Here is a 20,216-nt window from a genome sequence, read left to right as displayed (position 1 = left end):
CTTTGTCCTAGTGGTCATGAGATAATTAAGGAAGATTTATTAATTCAGGAGGTTTACACAAGTGAAAATTGTTCGTGTGTTGATGGTATTGGCAATTGTAGCATTGCTGATTGCATTTGGGTTTTCAAAAAAGAATTGGGATGAAAAGATCGGGCAGCATGTTGAACAGCCGGCAGAAGTGACTGTGAACAAAGTAGCAGGAACAGAGGCTGAGAAAACTGCAGAAAAAGAAACGGTTGAAACAGTAGCCGAAGACAAAGAAGAAGCAGAAGTAAAAGAAGAATCTGAAGCAGAGGCAGACGAGACATCCGAAGAAAAAGAAGATGAGAAAAGCGAGTTTTACAGCTTATTGGCAAATAAAAAGATTTCATCGATTAAATTGCTGGGAGACGGGATTACGGCCGGATATGGCCATTCTGCTTATACAGCGCCTGATGGGGGCCGGATTATTTTCAGTGGAAACGGGGAGACGTTCCGGGAAGCCGGAAAAGAGTTCGATTCTTGGGCTAACGAATTGCGGAATTACGTCAATAAACCGGAATTCGGAAATGTTGATGTCGTGAATGCAGGAATCCGGGATAAAACAGCTGACTGGGCTTTCCGCAATCTTGACGGTTTGCTGAAACCGAAAGAAGATGCGGTAATAGTGATGATCGGTACAGATGACCGCATATTCAGTACACTCGAAGCTTATGAAGCGACGATGCGGAATCTTCTTGCGGAAGCCGATAAACGGTCAGAGTATATGATTGTCATGTCGCCGCCGCCGTCAAAAGAGGATCTGCAGCCATATGCGTTTACAATGAAAGAAATTGACGGGGTGCTGAAGAAGATAAGCGAAGAAAAAGGGTATGTGTTCATTTCCCAGTTTGATGCTTTTCAGGAACAGTTTGCAAATGGTTCCGCATACGAAAGCTTGATGCAGACGGTCACTTCCAATCCGCAAAACGGCGGATACGAGCTGATGTGGCAAACCATGCAAAAAGGACTGGGTTTGGAATAATTGCGCCGTTGCCAAGCCGGCAAGCATAATTTAAGAATGGGAATATATAGGCGGTCTATTGTGCCTGTATATTCCTATTTTATTTTTTTACAGGATTCAATTGACAGACTGAAAGAAAACGCTTACACTATTTTATGTTTAATATTAACTGAATATTTAAATAATTTTACGAAAGGAGTATTTTTGGGCCAGGAAAGCCGGACATAACCCATTTTATCAAAGAAAGAAGGATGATGCGGTTGATGAAGCAACGCTTGATGAACGTGTTATTAAGTGCAGGACTCGGTTTGTCGCTGATATTAGCAGGGTTCACCCCGTCTATGTATGCGGAAGAAAATGCCCAGCAGCAAGTCCAATCATCAGTTAAAGGTTTTGGTACGGAAAACCGGAATTGGGTAACGGAGAAAAAAACATTAAATTTTGAACGTTATGCTGTGAAAGTGCAGGAAACTGTTGAAATTGAAGTACGCGATGGGACTGTCATCCGGGGGCGGTTGCTTTTGCCGGAAGGATTGGAAGGCCCACTGCCAACGATTGTCCAGCTTAATGGCTATGGACACGCTGAATACGGAAATTCTTTTGAAGGCATGCTGATTGATTTGGCGGAGCGGGGATACGCTGTTTTGCATGTCAGCATGAGAGGGTCCGGCACTTCAGACGGTGAGGCTGGACTGTACAATTTTTACGGACAGGATGGTTATGACGTTATAGAATGGGCCGCTGACCAGCCTTGGAGCAATGGCAATGTCGGGACAACAGGCCTGTCGCTGCTTGGAATCAGCCAGTGGCTGGCGGCAAAAGAATTGCCTCCAAGCTTGAAAGCGATCAGCCCGGTAGTGGCATGTACCAATTGCTATGATACGCTTTGGAATCCGGGCGGTATGGAGTCGGGCCCCGGACGCATTGCGCGCGGCTATGAGTATGAAGTGGCAAAAGAGCACCGCAACTTCGATGAGTGGTGGCAGGAGCGCTCGGTTTCTACAGAGCAATTGAAAGCAATTGCGGACAGCGGAGTAGCTGCTTTTATTTCGGGAGGATGGAATGATTATATCAGCCCGGGAAATATTGAGGCGTACGAATTGTACAGTGCAGCTGGAGGCGCCAGCAAAATGATCGTCTCTCCAGGTTCGCATGCGTATTTGTCAGGTGTGATGCCTTATGAGTTTGAAGATTATCAGGCTTTGTGGTTTGATCATTACTTGAAAGGCGAAGACAATCAGGTTGAAGAAAGAGATCCGGTGCTGATTTATGTACAGGGAGCCAATCAGTGGCGCTATGAAACTTCCTGGCCGCTCGCGGATACAAACTATGCCGAATTATTCTTCAATGATAAAAAGAGCAAGTCAATCGACAGCATCAATGACGGTTCTTTGACAGCAAAAGCGCCGAATAAAAAACGTTCTAGTGCAAGCTATAACTACTCGCCGGAAGATGGGCCGTTTCTTCCGTCATTGCTGAGTTCATCGGGGCGTTTGCCGATTAACCAGCAGCCTTATGAAGAAGAAACAGTGACGTGGACAACCGATGCTTTGTCGGTGCCGACGGAAGTGACAGGGAATATAGAGGCGACTTTCTGGGCAGAAGTGGAAGCGGAAGATGCCGATTTTGTTGTCCAAGTCACCGATGTAGCACCAGATGGCACATCCAAACAAGTGGTTGCCGGCTATTTGAATGCGTCGCGGGCCGATTCGCAAACTACGCCAAAACCTTTAAAGCCGGGTGAAACGAAGAAATATACGGTGGAGATTCTTCCAACGTCTTATGTCTTTGAAAAAGGGCATCGAATCCGGGTTAGCATCGCAGGCGGAGCAAAAGCGCTGGAAGGGCAGCCAGGTCCTCAAGGTCCGGGATTAAATCCGACTCCTTCGACTGTTGAAATTTATCAGGATGCCGCACATCCATCCAGCTTTAAGTTGCCGTTAATCGGAGTGAGCGGTTTGATGACCACAAAAGCCAATAAACAGACGATAGAAAATTCATCGGATAAAGGGCTGGTAGGCGCGGAGAAATAATATGCAGAGCCAGGCACACAAGCAATTCAGGCTCGATTCAAATATAACCGCTCTTGAAATTTTTGATTTCAAAAGCGGTTATATTTATTTTTCGAGAAGATTCAAAAGTTTTGCGTCGCCATACATAAATTCTTTCCTATAAAATTTTGAACGCTTTTACAGCCGCTTCAATCTGTTTTTTCGCTGTTACCAATGTCAGCTTCTCCATGTAAATCGATTCTTTTGAATTCGAATTTCTTGCATCAAAATCTGCATAATTGCGCCGGCGTCAGAAACCCGCCCAATTCTTACGGATGTCCTATTGTATAAGGTTTGGTGGCTTTTGGATAAAATGATAAGGTTTTGATGTTGCGGAGTCAGGGGATAGTAAAGATAACTATTACCCGGATGATGTGTCAAGAGACAGAACCCGCGTACCAGTGTTCGCTGGCTGATACGCGGGTTTTTCTGTCATATAAATCTAGTTGAGCCGATACGATAAGCCGAAATTAGCCCGCTATTCAATGGAACTACAGCCTTTCATTCAGGAGTGATTGCATTGAAGACAAAGCGCAGAGGAACTTACACAAAAGATATGGTTTCAGTTTTGTTCCTGTTGCTTGCCGCGGTGATGTTTCACTGGAAGTTTTTGTTCGAAGGTTACAATTTAGCGGTCAATCTGGACGCTATCAATCAATTTGCATTTTTCTTTCCACATCTGGTGGAGTCGTATGCAGACGGCAATATTTTTTGGTCATGGTCGTATGGCTTAGGCGGCGATCTGCTCGGTGAGTTTGCTTATTATTATACGACGAGCCCATTGTTTTACGGAGTGGTATTGGCAGAACTGCTTTTTGATTTTGATTGGAGCATTCTTGGTGCCATTGATTTTAAGATGTATTTGTCCGTATTGAAATCTTTTCTGGCAATGATTGCAATGTACGGGCTCATACGTTATGAAAAGTTTGAGCCATGGAAAGCGCTGGCTGCAGCTTTAACTTATGGCAGTTCGATCATTTTCTTCGCCCATGCGGCGCTAATTGATTATATGACTGAAGCGTTTCTTTACGTGCCTTTGACGATTTTCGGCTTGCGGTATTATCAGCGGACCGGCAAATCACGGTTTTTCATTCTGGGGATTTTTCTGTCAGTTTTCAGCAACTTCTATCTTGGTTTCATCAACAGCATTTTCTACGGGCTCGCTGCAATTGTGCTCTCACCGCTAAAGGAAAAATCGGTTTTCAAAACCTATGCGCCGCTTCTTTTGCATTATGCCATTGGTCTGGGCCTGGCGTTTGCCGGTTTTTTGCCTGGCGTTTTGTCCGTTTATTATTCGGACCGCTTGGCAATAAAACCGGAAATTCCCTTGTTTTTCAGTGACGGCTGGTTTACCAGTTTGCCGGAACAAATTTGGGGCGATATCGGAGATCTGGGTTTGCCCGTTATTACCGTAATCGCAGGGTTGGTGATTTTTCTGCCGACGGATGCACCAACGAAGAGAAAGTCCATCCTGGCGCTGCTGCTGTTCCTTTGTTATTTCATCCCTTATATGTACAGTGTCTTTAATGGATTTTCACATATCCAGTACCGCTGGTTCCATATCCTGAATTTCGCAGTAGCGTTTGCATTGCCGAACTGGCTGACAGCGGCAGCGAAAATCAATAAAAGGCTTCTGGCATTTGTGTTGGCTGCGGCAGGGTTATTCGCCTGGGCGCTTTATACAAAAGAAGAACGGCTTGGCGACGTTGCCGATCCTTATAATTTGGCTGTATTGGTTTTTGGAATTCTGTCGCTGGTCCTGCTGTATTTCATCAGCCGCTGGAAGCGGAAGTCCTGGCTTGCCGGTTTATTTGTATTGGCGGTGGCAGGAAATGCTATAGCCAATGTAATTGGCTACACCGACGGGGAGATCGTCAAAAGGTTTGGCGCCGGGAATTTAACCGATGACTATTTTGGCCGGCCTTCTTTGGATTTTCCGGAAGAACAGGAATTTTTCTCAAAGCTGGTGCCGGAAAGGGATGAATTTTACCGGACTTACTATTTCAATAAAGACCGTTTAAATCATGCCATGTTGTATGGCTATTATGGTACAAACGCCTACAATAGTGTGCTGAAGAAAAATCTGCATACCTTTGTAAAAAGCGATTATAATGTCCGGCAAACCAATCCGCTGAGAAACGGCGTCGTCGTATCAACTTATTCGCTGTTTGACGGGAGATGGGCTCTGGAAACCGGGCTTGGGGTGAAGTATCAAGTATTGCCGAAAGAAGTGAAGGCGCCGTTTGGCTATGACAAAGTGGAAGAGTTCGAAACTTATGCGGTTTACGAAAACCAGTCAGCGGTTGGCTTGGATATGTGGTTCACCGATACGATAGCTGAAACGGAATGGAAGCAGCTGAATGTGGCAGAGCGGGATGCACTGTTTTTGAATACGCTCGTTGTAGCAGACCAATACACCGTTGGGGGAAAAGACGGCTGGAAAGACCGCTTGCCTGAAAAAATAGAGGTGGACTACAATGCAGCCGCTTATAAAAATGCTTCAATGGCAGATGGCTTGCTGAAGGTCCAGTCAGGAGGGAAAGTTATTATCCCAATTGAGCGGAAAAAAGATCCAGGGGAATACATGGTTTACTTCGATATAACACCAGTGGAAGACCGGGCGATGAAGCTGAACGTCAACGGCAAAGAAGTGCTGAAGCGGGAATCCAGTTATATCTATAGCTATCCCAATGAAGGTTATCTGTTCCGATTGGACGGGGATACAGAGCAGATCGAAATTGAGGTGTCGCCTGGCATATATAAATTGTCCGATTTAACAGTGTACTGGAATTCTTATGAAGCGTTTCGCCAGCAGTCAAAGCAGCGTGAAGTTTATAGCATGGACAATTTGACAGTTGCACGCAATAAAGTTACGGGGGACTTCTCCACCAATGAGCAAGGCTTTTTGTTCTTATCGATTCCCTACAGCAAGCAATGGAAGCTGAAAGTGAACGGAGAACAGGCGGAATTGCTGGAAGTGCAGGGCGCTTTCAGTGGAATTCCGTTGAAGCCGGGGGATTACCGGATTAAACTGTCCTATATTACTCCAGGATTTTATCAAGGGCTGCTTGTGACCGCCTTTTCAGCGCTTGCCGCGATGTTGCTTTATCTCTATGGCAGGCGGAAAAAGGGATAGAATTGTATACGGGCCAAGCACCGACACAATTTCCGCACAATTTGGATTTGAAACATCGCCTGTAAGGGTGGATAATGGAACGCGGAGAGCATTTGTAAGGAGGAAATTTGGTGTCTGAATTAAAGGGTGTTTTGCCCGTTTTACGAAATATGAAAGAATTTGAACGGCTGCTGAGCAGCGAGCATGAATACATCATTTACCTGGAAATCCGGCTTTCACAGCTGAAAGCGCTGGTACAGGCGGCGAAAAAAGCGAAAAAGAAAGTGATTCTGCATATCGATTTAATCCAAGGCTTAAAAGCGGATGCATATGGCATTGAATACTTGGTCCGGGAAGTAAAGCCGGATGGCATCGTTTCGACGCGCAGCAATGTCATTGCGATGGCAAAGAAAAACAAATTGATGACGATCCAGCGTCTGTTTTTGCTCGACAGCCATGCGCTTGAACATAATATCAAATTGATTAATCAGGTGAAACCCGACTATATTGAAATTCTGCCGGGAATTATTCCATCGGTCATAGCAGAAGTCCACGAACAGACAGGCATTCCGGTCATTGCCGGCGGTTTGATCCGGACGAAAGAAGACGTCGAGCTTGCGTACGGCGGCGGTGCGGTGGCAATTTCCACTTCACAAGCGGAGCTGTGGGAACTATAAGAATATGAAAAGGGGTTTGACACCGCTTTCAAAAACTGCTAACTTAAGTATTAACAAGTTAAGAACTGTGTAGGAGAAATGGAGATCCACACTGAGCATGGCCGCTTCCGAATCTGGAAGCGCGTTCATTCAGTGTGGATCTTTTTGTGTTTCCTGAAAATGGTTCTTGCGCAAACATACTAAGGGGTGTTCGTAATGACGGAATTTCTAGCAGAATTGGTCGGTACTATGATTTTGATTATTTTTGGTGCCGGCGTAGTAGCAGGCGTAGCATTGAAAGATTCAAAAGCTGAAAATGGCGGATGGATTGTGGTAACAGTGGCCTGGGGCCTTGCAGTGACGATGGGCGTCTACGCGGTCGGCAGTTTTTCAGGAGCGCATTTAAATCCGGCAGTAACTTTAGGATTTGCCGTAGTGGGCGATTTCGCTTGGACGAAAGTGCCGGTTTATATTGCCGCACAACTGATTGGAGCCATCATCGGGGCAGCCATCGTTTTCTTCAATTACTTGCCGCACTGGGAACGCACAAAAGACCAAGCGGCAAAACTAGGTGTTTTCGCGACCATCCCGGCAGTACGCAAGCCGTTTTCGAATCTGGTATCTGAAATTATCGGAACGGCTGTCCTTGTGATGGGGCTGTTGTTTATCGGAGCAAATGAATTTACAGAAGGCTTGAATCCGTTGATCGTCGGTGCTTTGATTCTTGCAATCGGCTTATCGCTTGGCGGGCCAACAGGCTATGCCATCAACCCGGCCCGCGATTTGGGTCCAAGAATTGCGCATGCCATCCTGCCGATTCCCGGCAAAGGGGGATCCGACTGGAGCTATGCTTGGGTGCCGGTAGTAGGGCCGCTGTTCGGCGGAGTTTACGGGGCTGTATTTTATAAAGCCGTGTTTGTTGGCGAAATGGGGCCAGCTTTTTGGATCCTGAGCCTGGTACTTGTACTGGTGTTATTTGGAGCAGCAAGTGTAGAATTAAGAAAAGGCCGCACAGCGGCAGATCAATTAGAAGAAAAAATCGTTTCGTAAAAGCTTAGGAGGAAATCAGTATGAGCAAAGACTATATTTTATCAATTGACCAGGGAACGACCAGTTCGCGGGCCATCTTGTTTAATCATAAAGGCGAAATCGTCCAAACTGCACAGCAGGAATTCGAGCAATTTTTCCCGAAACCAGGCTGGGTAGAGCATGATGCCAATGAAATTTGGACATCGGTTCTGGCTTGTATCGCAGAAGTGCTTCGGAAATCGGATATCGATCCGACCCAAATCGCAGGAATCGGCATCACCAACCAGCGGGAAACAGCGGTTGTGTGGGACCGCAATACCGGCAAACCGATCTACCGTGCCATTGTCTGGCAGTCGCGCCAGACAGACGGCATCTGCAGAGAGTTGAAAGAACAGGGCCACGGTGAACTGTTTACGAAAAAAACCGGCTTGTTGATCGATGCCTATTTCTCCGGAACGAAAGTGAAATGGATCCTTGATAACGTCGAAGGCGCGCGCGAAAAAGCGGACAACGGCGATTTGATGTTCGGAACGATCGATTCCTGGCTCGTGTATAAATTATCTGGCGGCAAACGCCACGTTACTGATTACAGCAACGCATCCCGTACGTTGATGTACAATATTTACGACCTTGAGTGGGACGAGGAACTATTGGAGATTTTGACTGTTCCAAGAAGCATGCTGCCGGAAGTTTGCCAGTCTTCTGAAGTTTACGCGCATACCGTGGATTACCATTTCTTCGGCCACGAAGTGCCGATTGCCGGAATGGCAGGGGACCAGCAAGCTGCACTTTTTGGACAAGCTTGTTTTGAAAAAGGAATGGCGAAAAACACATACGGCACAGGCTGCTTCATGTTGATGAACACCGGCGAACAAGGTGTGGTTTCTGACCACGGCTTGCTGACGACCCTTGCATGGGGAGTGGACGGCAAAGTGGAATACGCCATCGAAGGCAGTATTTTTGTAGCCGGTTCGGCGATTCAGTGGCTACGCGACGGTTTGCAGCTGATCGACCATGCACCGGAAAGCGAAGCTTATGCGGCATCGGTTGAATCCACAGATGGCGTTTACATGGTACCGGCATTTGTCGGCCTTGGCACACCTTATTGGGATACCGATGCACGAGGCGCGATTTTCGGATTGACACGTGGTACGACCAAAGCGCATTTGATCCGTGCAACATTGGAGTCGCTTGCTTACCAAACGAAAGATGTTGTCGACGTGATGGTGAAAGAATCCGGCACGGAACTGAAAACATTGCGCGTTGACGGCGGAGCTGTTGCAAATGACTTGCTGATGCAGTTCCAAAGTGATATTCTAGATGTACAGGTGGAACGCCCAATGATCCAGGAAACAACAGCACTCGGTGCTGCATACTTGGCAGGGCTTGCAGTCGGCTTCTGGAAAGACAAAGAAGAGATTGCCCAGCAATGGAAAGTCGATAAAACCTACACAAGCGCAATGCCGTCAGAACAAAGCGAAGAACTTTATGAAGGCTGGCAGAATGCAGTAGCGGCTACCAGAACGTTCAAAGCAACAGATGCAAGAACTAAAGTGAATTCCTAAATTGTCTAGTTTCGGCGTCCAGCCCCTCGAGGTCGCTTCAGTCTTACCAGAAATGGCAAAGTAACGCCATTCCCGGTAAGCCTTCCAGCGCTTGTCGGGGCTAGACGGACGCCTACACTTTTCTTATTAAAAGTTAATATCCGGCCCGAGAACTCGAGAGACGAAGCCAGTTTCGCAGAAGAAATTCTGCAGCTGCAGCTTCGTCTCTTTTTTTATTGGAATTATATGGAAAAACAAATTGAAAAGGAGCACAACCCCTTATGAAATTTTCTAGTTTGCAGCGCAAAGAAACCATTCAACAAATGAAAAATGCCCGCCTTGATCTTTTGGTCATTGGCGGCGGCATCACAGGAGCGGGAATCGCTCTTGATGCATCGGCAAGAGGCATGCGTGCAGCGGTAATCGAAATGCAGGATTTCGCAGCGGGTACCAGCAGCCGTTCCACGAAACTTGTCCACGGCGGCCTTCGTTACTTGAAACAATTTGAAGTGAAAATGGTCGCGGAAGTCGGCAAAGAACGCGAAATCGTTTATGAAAACGGGCCGCACGTGACGACTCCTGAATGGATGCTATTGCCGTTTTACAAAGGCGGTACATTCGGACCGTACAGCACGAACATCGGCCTTCGCGTCTATGACTTTTTAGCAGGCGTAAAACGCGATGAGCGCCGCAAAATGCTGTCAAAAGAAGAAGCGTTGAAACGCGAACCTTTACTTAAAAAACAAGGCATCAAAGGTGCCGGCTATTACGTGGAATACAAAACTGACGATGCCCGCCTAACAATTGAAGTCATGAAAAAAGCAGTGGAAAAAGGTGCGATGGCATTGAACTACGCCAAAGTGACAGGCTTTATCTACCAGAACGGCAAAGCGGTAGGCATTCGCATCCAAGACCAGATCGACGGCTCAGAACACGAAATCTATGCCAATAAAATCGTCAATGCAGCAGGGCCATGGGTCGACACATTGCGCGATAAAGACAATTCGAAACAAGGCAAGACTTTGCAGCTGACAAAAGGCATCCACTTGGTCTTTGACGGCAAGCGTTTCCCATTGAAGCAAGCCATTTACTTTGACATGCCGGATGGCCGGATGGCGTTTGCAATTCCGCGCGACGGCAAAGTATATGTCGGCACAACCGATACCGTCTACAAACAAGATATTGCGCACCCGACGATGACAGTGGAAGACCGTGATTATGTCTTAAAAGCCATCGACTTCATGTTCCCTGAAGTCCAGATTCGTGTAGAAGACATCGAATCAAGCTGGGCTGGATTGCGTCCATTGATCCACGAGGAAGGCAAAGACCCTTCTGAAATTTCACGTAAAGATGAAATCTTCGTATCGGATTCCGGTTTGATTTCCATCGCCGGCGGCAAATTGACCGGTTACCGCAAAATGGGCGAAAGCATTGTCAACCTTGTAGCGGAACAATTGAAAGAAGAAAACGGCACGAAATTCCCGAAAAGCTCGACGAAGCATTTGCCATTGTCCGGCGGGGAAGTCGGCGGTTCAAAAGGCTTTGAATCGTTTATCGAAGACCGCGTACGCCAGGCGGTTGCCATTGGACTGACACCGGCTGCCGCCCGAAAACTAGTAAAACGCTACGGCTCGAATGTCGATCAGGTGCTGCATTTCTTAGCGACCGGCAAAAAAGAAGCGGCTGACGAAGGGCTTGATCCATTAGTCCATGCGATGCTCCGCTACGCTATGGAATACGAATCTGCATATAAACCAGTCGATTTCTTCATCCGTCGTACAGGTGCGTTGTTCTTTAATATCCACTGGGTGCATGCCAACAAAGACAGCGCCATCGCTTATATGGCCAAAACATTCGGCTGGACAGAAGAACAGACGAAAGTTTACACAGAAGAACTGGATGTCTTGTTGTACGAAGCGACTCATCCTGTTGAAATCAGTGCACAATCTAAATAAGGTATTTTGGTCACAAAGAAAAAACGGCTGCTCATTTTTGGGCAGCCGTTTTTATTTTTTGTAAAGTCATTTTAAAAGCTGCAGGCCAGCTCCGACAATTGAAGTGATCTGCAGCTTGAATGCTTAGTATTTTTGGGGTTCAAGCCCTTTTGATATTTTCGGTGCTTTTTTCGAAGTGAGCAGTTTTCCTGTTTTCATTGCTGTAACTTCCACGGAATAATGGTAAGCCGTTGCGACTGCCAGGGAAACAAGTGGGACCATGGCGAAAATAAGCAATGGATGAACCCAAGCGTGCAACGAATAGAACAAGACAAGAATGACAACCGGATGAACCAAATAAAGGCTGTACGATATTTTCCCGAGAAATAGCGGAATGCGGTGAGTCAGCATTTTTTCAGTCCATGCTGAGTGTATGGCGAATAAAAAGAAAATACATGCCCCAGCGCCGATTGCCATATCGCCAATGATGCGGTCAGCGAACAATTGGCGAAGCGGGCTGTCTGCCGGCAATACCATGCCGAAGTTCCAATGCCAATTGTAAAGCAGCAATGCAACAGCAAATAAGGAAACCTTGAAGTAAGTACCTGTCTTAAGAAAAAGGATGCTCAAGGATTCGCGGTGTTTTGCCAGGACGGCACCAACGACAAAGAATAATGCATAATAAAAGGTGTCATTGATTTTATAGGGAAGGTCTGTCGGCAGAGCATATCTTCCGGCAAAGACCAGCGCCAGGAGCCCCAGATCGAAAAAGATTTTTTTTCGTCTGATCAGCAGCACGATGAACGGGAAGATCAGTGAAATTCTCATCTCATGTACCAGTGACCAAGATGCCGTGTTGTAGTTATGGGTAAGTTCACCGGACATAAATAGGAAATGAGAAAAGAGGCCCGGGCTTAGCGGCAGCATCCACATCCAGTTAAACCATTTGCTGAGTCCTGCAATGCCGCCAGGAGAGTACAGAAAATACTGAAGGACAATCGAAAATAAGATGATTACTATGTATGGGATATAAATTCTGAACACGCGCTGAACTATGTAGTTGGTGTAAACCAATTTCCGGTTATTTAAATAAGGCAGTGAAAGAACAAAACCACTGAGAATGAAAAATAGAATAACGGCTTCATGTCCACTCCACAGCAGATGAAGAGGTGTGAAGGCGAGAAAATCGACTATAAGCTGATTGTTTTGCTGCATGCTCAATGCAGAATAAAATGCAGGGAAAACAATAAACATATGACTAAACACGACTGCTAAAGCAGCTATGCCTCTAATTGAATCTAAACTTTCATAACGGCGCATCTTTTTCCTCCTATGACAAACAATAAAAATAATGATAGCTTGATTGGCAAAAATTTGCAATGTAATTTTATGAGAAGAGGCAAATGAAAATCCGCAAACCGGTTAAAGGTTTGCGGATTTTTGTTCGAAAGATAAAAACTTTATTTTACAAGTGAATTGTCTTTTTGTACTGTACTCAGTAGATGATAGGCGACATAGAATCCTTCTGCACGAACCAGTTCGCGGTCCTTGGCAATTTGCTTGTATACCTTTTCATCGATCAACCCGGCTTCGAAAGCCTGCTCCCAGGGTTGTGAACCGGGAGTTTCGGATGTGAAAACTTCTATTAAAAAGGATGCAAGTGAATCTCTTGTAAAAATCTGATCTTCAAAGTCCGTTTCTGTGTTTTTTTCATTTAGTTTGCCGGCAACTTGATCGTGCACGGTTGGATTGATTCTAAAAAGCCCGGAAGACAATAGATTGGAAAAGCTGAGCGCCTTTAATGGCTCGTCTACTTGCAGGTCATTCGTATATCCGCCGACGACCAATCCGTAATCCATCAAGAACTGTACCGATTCATCAAACCATTCTCCTTGGTAAGGATAAGGAAGTTCAAAGCGGTCGACCATTGCTCCTTGGCGGGACAGGGTGTAGCGCAGCTCATTCATTTCTTCTTTATGGCCGGAAAGCTCTCTGAATGTCAGATCTTCCAGTATGGAATGTACAGCTGCTGCGCCGCCTGCTTCGCCGGCAGCCATGCCGGTTGGAATGATGCGCGCACTTCCGGCTGCCAGAGATGAATAGCCGGCTGAGCGGCTGACGACCGCCAAGTTTTCAACTTCCAAAGGGACAAGTGAACGGAACGGAATGGCATATTGCGTAGGGCTCGACAATACATAGCCGTAATCATTGATGGAAGTCGCCTGCACATCCACCGGATAGCCGCCGTAGCCGATTGAATCCCAATGGTCCGCATTTTTCCAGATATCCGACATGGGCAGCATGTATTCGGAAATGACATGGCGTGTTTCCCGGACATACAGTTCCGTCGGAAGCTCGGAAATTTTTGCCTGTTCGAAACCTGGGAAGTTGGCGCGGAGGTACTCCGTAATATGTTCCGCTTCGCGGTTGCCAATTTCAAGTGCCTGTTTTTTTGCTTGTTCGTCCAGACCATCCACGCCGAATATTTGCAGGGCATTGATGTAGAACTGTTCATCCTGTCCTTCAGGATGCGTCCGGACAAGGTTCAGCCCGCGCAGGCGGGTGTTTTCTTCGACGGGCTGATAATCATAATGCAGTTCGCTAAAGCCCCAGCCCACCGAATCAGTTACTTCAGCCGGTCCGAATACTTCGTCTGCTGCAGCTTTTTGGACACCGTCCCAATCTACGCCAGAGAGTTGGATAACAGGGGTCACTGCCATAAACCGGTCTTTCAAATTGATATCTTCACCGCCGATAAAATACGGGGCACCGGCTTCAACTGCAAAATCGGCATCTTGTGTGGCATCGATAAAACGTTTAGCGTAAACCGTTTTAGAGCCTTCGGATGATTTTAGTTTAGCGCCAGTAACTGTATTGCTTTCGTCTTTAAGCACATCGGTAAATTCCGTATTCAAGGCGAGTGTGATGTTCGGTTCGTCTTCAACAAGTTTAAGAAAGGCTTCTTTAGCTTCATTGATTTCAAAAGCGCTGCCGCTTCCGACTTGTTCGTGCCATTCTTTGAATATGCCGCCAACTGCGCTGTTTTTATCGATTCCTTGGACCATATCGATAAAGTTCAGTTTGCCATAAGTCATCAAGCCGCCGAGGCCGTCACGTTCTTCGACCAGCAATGTCTTCGCGCCGTTTCGGGCAGCAGAAACAGCAGCTGCTACGCCTTCGGGTTCACCGCCAAGCACAATGACGTCGTAATGGTTTTCTTTGGACGGGTTTAATGGACTGCTTTTGCCTATAGCGTACGCCAAAATCCCGCCAATGACGGCAATGGCTGCCACTAAGGCAATTATTGCTTTAAACTTCATGATGCTTCCCCCTAAATTTATCTAAATGCTAGTTTAATCATCTTTCCTATTTTTGCATAATAAATAGGGAATGAGAAGGACAACAGCAAATTTGCATTATTAAATTTATGTAAAAAATAGATTTATTACAAAATAGAAGTCTTTATTACAAACTGCAACTCTGGCTAGTCGTGCGGCGTTAATAGGTTTATAATGAGAGCAATTACAGCAGAAATCTACTATCCATCAGGAGGAAATTAGCATGTTGTGTAAAAAATGCGGACAAGAGAATGATGTGAATGCAAACTTTTGTAAATCTTGCGGGCATTCATTGACTGATAAGGCGAGTAAAAAAGAAAAAAGCAAAAAATGGATGTATTCATTGATTTTATTGGCCGGTCTTGGAGGCACCGGCTTTGGCGTATCGCAAATGATGCAGGAACCGCCTCAGCAGGCAGCGCCGAATGAAGAAGTCTCCAGTGCAAATGAAGAAGAGCAAAAACAGGAACAGGAATTGCCGAAAGAACCTGAAGAGATAAAAGGACCGGTAGAGCGGGCAGAAGAGGAAGGCAAAACTGAAGGCAAAACCGAAGGGACCGTGACCAAAACAGAAGATATTGTCCCGCCTTCCGAGCAGCCGGAAAAAGTGGAACCCAAAAAGAAAGACAAACCGGCAATTATCAAAGAAACGCAGCAGAAAGTTTATACCATCTTAACGGAAGGTGGACAAGGATCGGGCTTTCTGTTCCATCAATCTGGATTGGTCGCTACAAATGCGCACGTAGTGGCAGGTTTCACGGATGTCATTGTCCGCAACATCAATGGCCAGGATCAGCCGGGCACAGTGGTCGGGATTTCGGATGAATCCGACATCGCATTGATTAAAGTTGATGCATTTGCCGGCATCGATCCACTGGAAAGCGAAATGAACCCGACGGATGTCGGAACTGAAGTGATTGCGCTTGGCAGCCCTTCCGGTTTTGAAAACACGGCAACAATCGGTTATTTGACCGGAATCGACCGCGACTTTGAACAGGAATTTATCTATGAAGATATTTATCAGATTGATGCTCCGATTGCACCAGGGTCGAGCGGCGGACCGCTGGTGGATGCAGGAACCGGCAAAGTGATCGGCATCAATTCACTCGTAATGGAAGAAGGCGATTCGATCGGGTTTTCGATTCCCTTGTATTCCATGCATAGCATGCTGACAGAGTGGGCCAACAATCCGATGTCTGCTGATGAAGTGGTGGCCAAATTCCACGTCTATGACGACTTCAGTGGTTATGAAGATGAAAACTATGAATTTGATCCGGATCTGGAAATGAAGTTTGAAGAATCGAGTTTGCATGAGTTTATCGGTGATTTCCGCCATTATTACGAAACGGCATTAGCCGAAGAAGACTTTTTCTATGTGCAAAACCTTATGGTTTACGAAAGTGATATCTACAATGGTATGTTGGAGTATATTGTCGATATAGCCGGAAAAGAAATGGAATTCAACTTTAATAAGCTGGAAATTACCGGCACCGAAATATTTGAAGATCATGCCCTTGTCCATACAGAAGAAGCGTTTGACTTTAAAAATGAAGCGGGCGAATGGTCACTCGAAGAACGCAGCAAAACTTATACAATTGTAATGGATGAAAACGGCTTTTATTATGTATCGGATATTATCAATAAGTAATAAATCTGTTTTTTAAATCAAAAGGCATTTCAGAAACCGCCCTCCGGCAAAGTAAATTGTTTAGGAGGGTGGTTTCTGTGTGTTCTGATATAAAAGAGAACAGGAAATGTGATAAAATGGGGAGTATTGGAACAAGACGGACCTCCGGAGACATGTAAAATAGACACCGATGTCGTATAATAGGGCATGTGTATTTTTGCGTATAAGTATTTTTTTCGCTTTCTGTATGTAAAGTGAAGAAAAAAACCTGTTCATCTAATCGATTGCAATAAATCGAAGAGATATAAGCAACTTTTAACGGTATGATTTGTCAGTATACAGAGAGCTTTTTGAAGAAAGAACGGCAGGCATATGCCTGAGATGATTTCTTCCATTCAAATAAAATTAAATGAGGGATTTAGATGAAGATTCTAGTGACTGGTGGGGCAGGCTTTATTGGAAGCCATGCAGCTGTAGAATTATTGGAAAATGGATATGACATCGTGGTTGTGGACAATTTGTCCAATAGCCAAATTGAGTCAATCCAACGCGTAAAAGAATTGACCGGAAAAGATTTTCCGTTTTATGAAGTGGACCTTCTGGACGCAGAAGCATTGGATACAATTTTTGCGAATAATGAGATCGATGCCGTCATGCACTTTGCCGGCTTGAAAGCGGTCGGGGAGTCTGTAGAGATGCCTCTGGCATACTACCATAACAATATAACCGGCACATTGATCCTGTGTGAAGCGATGAAAAAACACGGTGTTAAAAATATTGTGTTCAGTTCTTCCGCTACTGTCTATGGCAATCCGGACCGCGTGCCGATCGACGAGTCATTCCCGCTGTCCGCAACAAATCCATATGGCCGCACTAAATTGATGATCGAAGAAATTCTTCGGGACTTGCATGTGTCGGACTCTGCGTGGCGAATCGCCATTTTGCGTTATTTCAATCCAATCGGGGCACACGCGAGCGGCAGAATTGGTGAGAATCCAACCGGCATACCAAATAATTTGATGCCGTACATTACACAAGTGGCAATTGGCAAACGCGAGCAGTTGCAGGTATTCGGCAATGATTATGATACTCATGACGGAACCGGCGTCCGGGATTATATCCATGTAGTGGATTTGGTTAAAGGGCATTTGAAAGCCTTGCAGTACCTCGACGAAAACGAAGGAATTGAAACGTTCAATCTGGGAACGGGCACCGGCTATAGTGTGTTGGACTTAGTCGAAAGCTTCGGTGAAGTCACGTCGACGGATATTCCTTATCAAATAGTTGAGCGGCGTCCGGGGGATATCGGCGTATGCTACGCTAACCCTGAAAAGGCAAAAACAATTTTAGGCTGGCATGCCGAAAAAGATTTAAAAGAAATGTGCAAAGACTCTTGGAAATGGCAGTCGCAAAATCCAAATGGATTTTAAAATGTGTTCCAGAGAGCAATAAAGGAGAAAGCCTATGTTTGATATATATAAGGAAATGTGGAAACGTCGAAAAATGATCCATTCCCTTTCCTTGCAAGAAATGAAAAGAGAATACGCAGGAACTTTATTAGGCTTTGTCTGGGGACTTGTCAATCCGCTGATGCGCATTGCCGTGTTCTGGTTTGTTTTTAGCATCGGCGCCCGGGCTGGCGGCCCTGTCAACGGAGCACCATACTTCGCTTGGCTTGCCATCGGCATGGTGGCCTGGTTTTTGCTCAATGACGGCTTCCGGCTGACACAGAAATCGTTCCGCAGCAAACGGTCGATCATCAAGAATACACCATTTCCGATTGCCATATTACCGGCAGTCCAAATTTTATATTCTTATTACATCCACTTGATTTTGCTTGCCGTCATTTTTATCGGAATGGCTTTCACACTGCAAACTGTATCGATTTATAATTTGCAGCTGATTTATTACGATTTTGCGGCTATTATGCTGCTGCTCGGAATCGGCTCAGTAACGGCGCCGCTTGTGGCGGTAAGCAAGGACTTCGGCCGCTTTTTGGATACGATATTGGTGTTCCTGTTCTGGATGACGCCAATTTTCTGGTCTGCCGATAACTTAGGGATGCTGGAAAAAGTGATCAAACTCAATCCTTTCCATTACATTGTCCAAGGCTATCGCGATTCGTTCTTTTATGGTGTCGGTTTTTGGGACCAGCCGGTTTATACTTTGTACTTCTGGGTTCTGGTCTTGGTCTTCTTCTTATTAGGAAATTATCTGCACAAGCGGATGAAACCGATATTCCTTGATACTTTATAACTTTCGCTCGTGAAAGGCGGATTGAAATGGAAATTGCAGTTAGCATCAAAAATTTAACGAAGAAATATAGTTTATATAAAGACCCTTGGGGTCCGATCAAAGAAGTGATTACACGGAAAAAGTTCCATAAAGATTTTTACGCGCTGCGTGACGTGTCGCTCGATTTTCCAAAAGGGGAATCGATCGGCATTTTAGGGAAGAACGGTTCCGGGAAATCAACCTTGCTGAAAGTCATTGCGGGCATTACTGAACCGACAAATGGAACGGTTGATGTCCATGGCTCCATCGTATTTCTTGATGTGAGTTCCGGCATTGATTCGGAACTCAGCGGGTACGATAACATCTTTATGAAAGGCACATTGCTTGGCTACACGAAAGAAGAAATGCTGGATAAAGTCGATGATATCATCGAGTTTTCAGAACTTGGGGAATTTATTGGCCAGCCGGTCAAGAACTATTCGGCTGGGATGAAGTCAAAACTCGGTTTTGCCATTTCGGTCAATGTCGACCCGGATATTCTGATTGTCGATGAAGCACTGGCGGTCGGTGATTCGGTGTTTCGGAAGAAATGTATGAACAAAATGAATGAATTCAAAGAACAAGGAAAAACAATCATTTTTGTCAGCCATGACAATAATGCTGTCGAATCGTTTTGTTCAAAAGCGGCCTGGATCCACCAAGGTGAATTGATTACGTACGGGGATTCGAAATTTGTCGGTTCGCTTTATGAGGAATTCATGAGCGGCAGAAAATCAATCGAGTCAGTCCGCGCTGAAATCGAGTACAAACATTCAATTGAACAAGTGGTATACGGAACAGCGGAAGATGAAGGGTTCTCCATCACGTTAAATGGTTATTTGCACGACCACAATCAAAAGGATGTTTCTGAAAGATTTGATCTGGCAATCCGGGATATGAGAACCGGAGAACTGGCAGTGAAACCACTTTCAAAAGGTGAAAAAGGCTTTTCGGTCCGGCTCAGCTCAAAAGAGTTCCCGCTGTTTTTTAAACCGGGGAGATTCTCTTTTAGCGCACGGACGTATGATGAAAGCGGGGAACCTGTGGAATTTTCGTTGTGGGCTGGCAAATCAGAAATTATAGAGCAAACAGACGGCATTCAAAACCGTTTTAATTATAAGTTTTCCATCCAAAACAATGCACTCCAATTAGCAATTGAAAACCGCGAGAAGCTGGAACAGCAAGTAAACAAAATCTGGTTTGACGATTCATACGTCTACATCGAAGGCGTGGCATTTGTCCGCGGTTATGAAACAAGAACGGCAGATGCGGCATCTATGGTCTTCTATCTGACGAACCTGGAGACATTTGAGCGCTTTGCGTTTCCTGCCTTGGTCAATGAAACGGAAGAAATTACAGAAAATCCGGTATACAACCCGCAAGGTAAAGTCTACAATTTCTCTCGATTTGATGTAGCAATCGATTTGTCGCAGCTTGCTAGAGGTTCCTATGAAAGCCATCTGACATACCGGATGAACGGAGAGCCAGGGTATGAACTGGTCAACCTCGTATGGGCATCAAAACAGCCGGCATACCCGGCCGAGCCATACATTTTGAATGAAGAAGCGATTGAAGTCAAAACGGCTACAAAATATCTCCGCTTGGAGAAAAAAGACCGCCAGCTGCAAGAAGCAATCGGATAGAGCCACTAATATGTTCGCAAGGA

Annotated in this window: 13 protein-coding genes; 11 read left to right on the top strand and 2 right to left on the bottom strand. The window is 45.6% G+C overall.

Annotated elements, in window-relative coordinates; genetic code table 11:
• Positions 1-61: 61 nt before the first annotated feature.
• The 7 genes from HU147_RS05255 (at position 62) to HU147_RS05225 (ending at position 11,332) form a co-directional block, all read left to right on the top strand.
• Complete coding sequence (locus HU147_RS05255; RefSeq protein WP_224075244.1) at positions 62-1,003, top strand: SGNH/GDSL hydrolase family protein; 942 nt, start codon at positions 62-64, stop codon at positions 1,001-1,003.
• Between the two features lie 242 nt (positions 1,004-1,245).
• Positions 1,246-3,015 carry a CocE/NonD family hydrolase gene (locus tag HU147_RS05250; RefSeq protein ID WP_224075243.1) on the top strand — a complete coding sequence of 590 codons (1,770 nt, stop codon included), beginning with the start codon at positions 1,246-1,248 and terminating at the stop codon, positions 3,013-3,015.
• A gap of 538 nt (positions 3,016-3,553) precedes the next feature.
• Entirely contained in the window at positions 3,554-6,169 is a 2,616-nt protein-coding gene (locus HU147_RS05245) for a YfhO family protein (RefSeq protein WP_224075242.1), read from the top strand.
• A 110-nt stretch (positions 6,170-6,279) separates the two neighbouring features.
• Positions 6,280-6,825 (top strand): glycerol-3-phosphate responsive antiterminator, encoded by a 546-nt coding sequence (locus tag HU147_RS05240; protein ID WP_224075241.1) that lies wholly within the window; start codon positions 6,280-6,282, stop codon positions 6,823-6,825.
• Between the two features lie 195 nt (positions 6,826-7,020).
• The gene (locus HU147_RS05235) at positions 7,021-7,854 is read left to right on the top strand and encodes an MIP/aquaporin family protein (protein ID WP_224075240.1); all 834 of its coding nucleotides are present in this window, start codon (positions 7,021-7,023) and stop codon (positions 7,852-7,854) included.
• A gap of 20 nt (positions 7,855-7,874) precedes the next feature.
• The gene (gene glpK / locus HU147_RS05230; protein WP_224075239.1) at positions 7,875-9,398 is read left to right on the top strand and encodes a glycerol kinase GlpK; all 1,524 of its coding nucleotides are present in this window, start codon (positions 7,875-7,877) and stop codon (positions 9,396-9,398) included.
• A gap of 260 nt (positions 9,399-9,658) precedes the next feature.
• Positions 9,659-11,332 (top strand): glycerol-3-phosphate dehydrogenase/oxidase, encoded by a 1,674-nt coding sequence (locus tag HU147_RS05225; RefSeq protein ID WP_224075238.1) that lies wholly within the window; start codon positions 9,659-9,661, stop codon positions 11,330-11,332.
• Positions 11,333-11,455: 123 nt separating this feature from the next.
• Here HU147_RS05225 and HU147_RS05220 read toward each other — a convergent pair whose 3' ends face one another.
• The gene (locus HU147_RS05220; RefSeq protein ID WP_224075237.1) at positions 11,456-12,631 is read right to left on the bottom strand and encodes an acyltransferase family protein; all 1,176 of its coding nucleotides are present in this window, start codon (positions 12,629-12,631) and stop codon (positions 11,456-11,458) included.
• A 140-nt stretch (positions 12,632-12,771) separates the two neighbouring features.
• Positions 12,772-14,631, bottom strand: coding sequence for an FAD-dependent oxidoreductase (locus tag HU147_RS05215; RefSeq protein ID WP_224075236.1), 1,860 nt, complete (start codon positions 14,629-14,631; stop codon positions 12,772-12,774).
• Positions 14,632-14,872: 241 nt separating this feature from the next.
• Between HU147_RS05215 and HU147_RS05210 the strand changes: the two genes are divergently transcribed.
• From HU147_RS05210 to HU147_RS05195, 4 genes are all read left to right on the top strand, one after another.
• Positions 14,873-16,297, top strand: a complete 1,425-nt coding sequence (locus HU147_RS05210) for a trypsin-like peptidase domain-containing protein (RefSeq protein ID WP_369075684.1) — start codon at positions 14,873-14,875, stop codon at positions 16,295-16,297.
• 401 nt (positions 16,298-16,698) lie between these two features.
• Entirely contained in the window at positions 16,699-17,706 is a 1,008-nt protein-coding gene (gene galE / locus HU147_RS05205; protein WP_224075234.1) for a UDP-glucose 4-epimerase GalE, read from the top strand.
• Positions 17,707-17,761: 55 nt separating this feature from the next.
• Entirely contained in the window at positions 17,762-18,532 is a 771-nt protein-coding gene (locus HU147_RS05200) for an ABC transporter permease (RefSeq protein WP_224075233.1), read from the top strand.
• A 26-nt stretch (positions 18,533-18,558) separates the two neighbouring features.
• A complete protein-coding gene (locus tag HU147_RS05195) occupies positions 18,559-20,193 on the top strand; it encodes an ABC transporter ATP-binding protein (RefSeq protein WP_224075232.1) in 1,635 nt (544 codons plus the stop codon).
• Positions 20,194-20,216 lie beyond the last annotated feature (23 nt).

This window comes from Planococcus chinensis (genome assembly GCF_020071995.1).
In the GTDB taxonomy this organism is placed as follows: domain Bacteria; phylum Bacillota; class Bacilli; order Bacillales_A; family Planococcaceae; genus Planococcus; species Planococcus chinensis_A.
Note: the sequence above shows the minus strand (reverse complement) of the source record. Positions and strands in the feature narration are given on the sequence as shown.

Coding starts and splice junctions, on each gene's coding strand:
- HU147_RS05250 (WP_224075243.1), top strand. CDS start 1,246: ATGAAGCAACGCTTGATGAACGTGTTATTAAGTGCAGGACTCGGTTTG.
- HU147_RS05235 (WP_224075240.1), top strand. CDS start 7,021: ATGACGGAATTTCTAGCAGAATTGGTCGGTACTATGATTTTGATTATT.
- glpK (WP_224075239.1), top strand. CDS start 7,875: ATGAGCAAAGACTATATTTTATCAATTGACCAGGGAACGACCAGTTCG.
- HU147_RS05225 (WP_224075238.1), top strand. CDS start 9,659: ATGAAATTTTCTAGTTTGCAGCGCAAAGAAACCATTCAACAAATGAAA.
- HU147_RS05220 (WP_224075237.1), bottom strand. CDS start 12,631: ATGCGCCGTTATGAAAGTTTAGATTCAATTAGAGGCATAGCTGCTTTA.
- HU147_RS05215 (WP_224075236.1), bottom strand. CDS start 14,631: ATGAAGTTTAAAGCAATAATTGCCTTAGTGGCAGCCATTGCCGTCATT.
- HU147_RS05210 (WP_369075684.1), top strand. CDS start 14,873: ATGTTGTGTAAAAAATGCGGACAAGAGAATGATGTGAATGCAAACTTT.
- galE (WP_224075234.1), top strand. CDS start 16,699: ATGAAGATTCTAGTGACTGGTGGGGCAGGCTTTATTGGAAGCCATGCA.
- HU147_RS05200 (WP_224075233.1), top strand. CDS start 17,762: ATGTGGAAACGTCGAAAAATGATCCATTCCCTTTCCTTGCAAGAAATG.
- HU147_RS05195 (WP_224075232.1), top strand. CDS start 18,559: ATGGAAATTGCAGTTAGCATCAAAAATTTAACGAAGAAATATAGTTTA.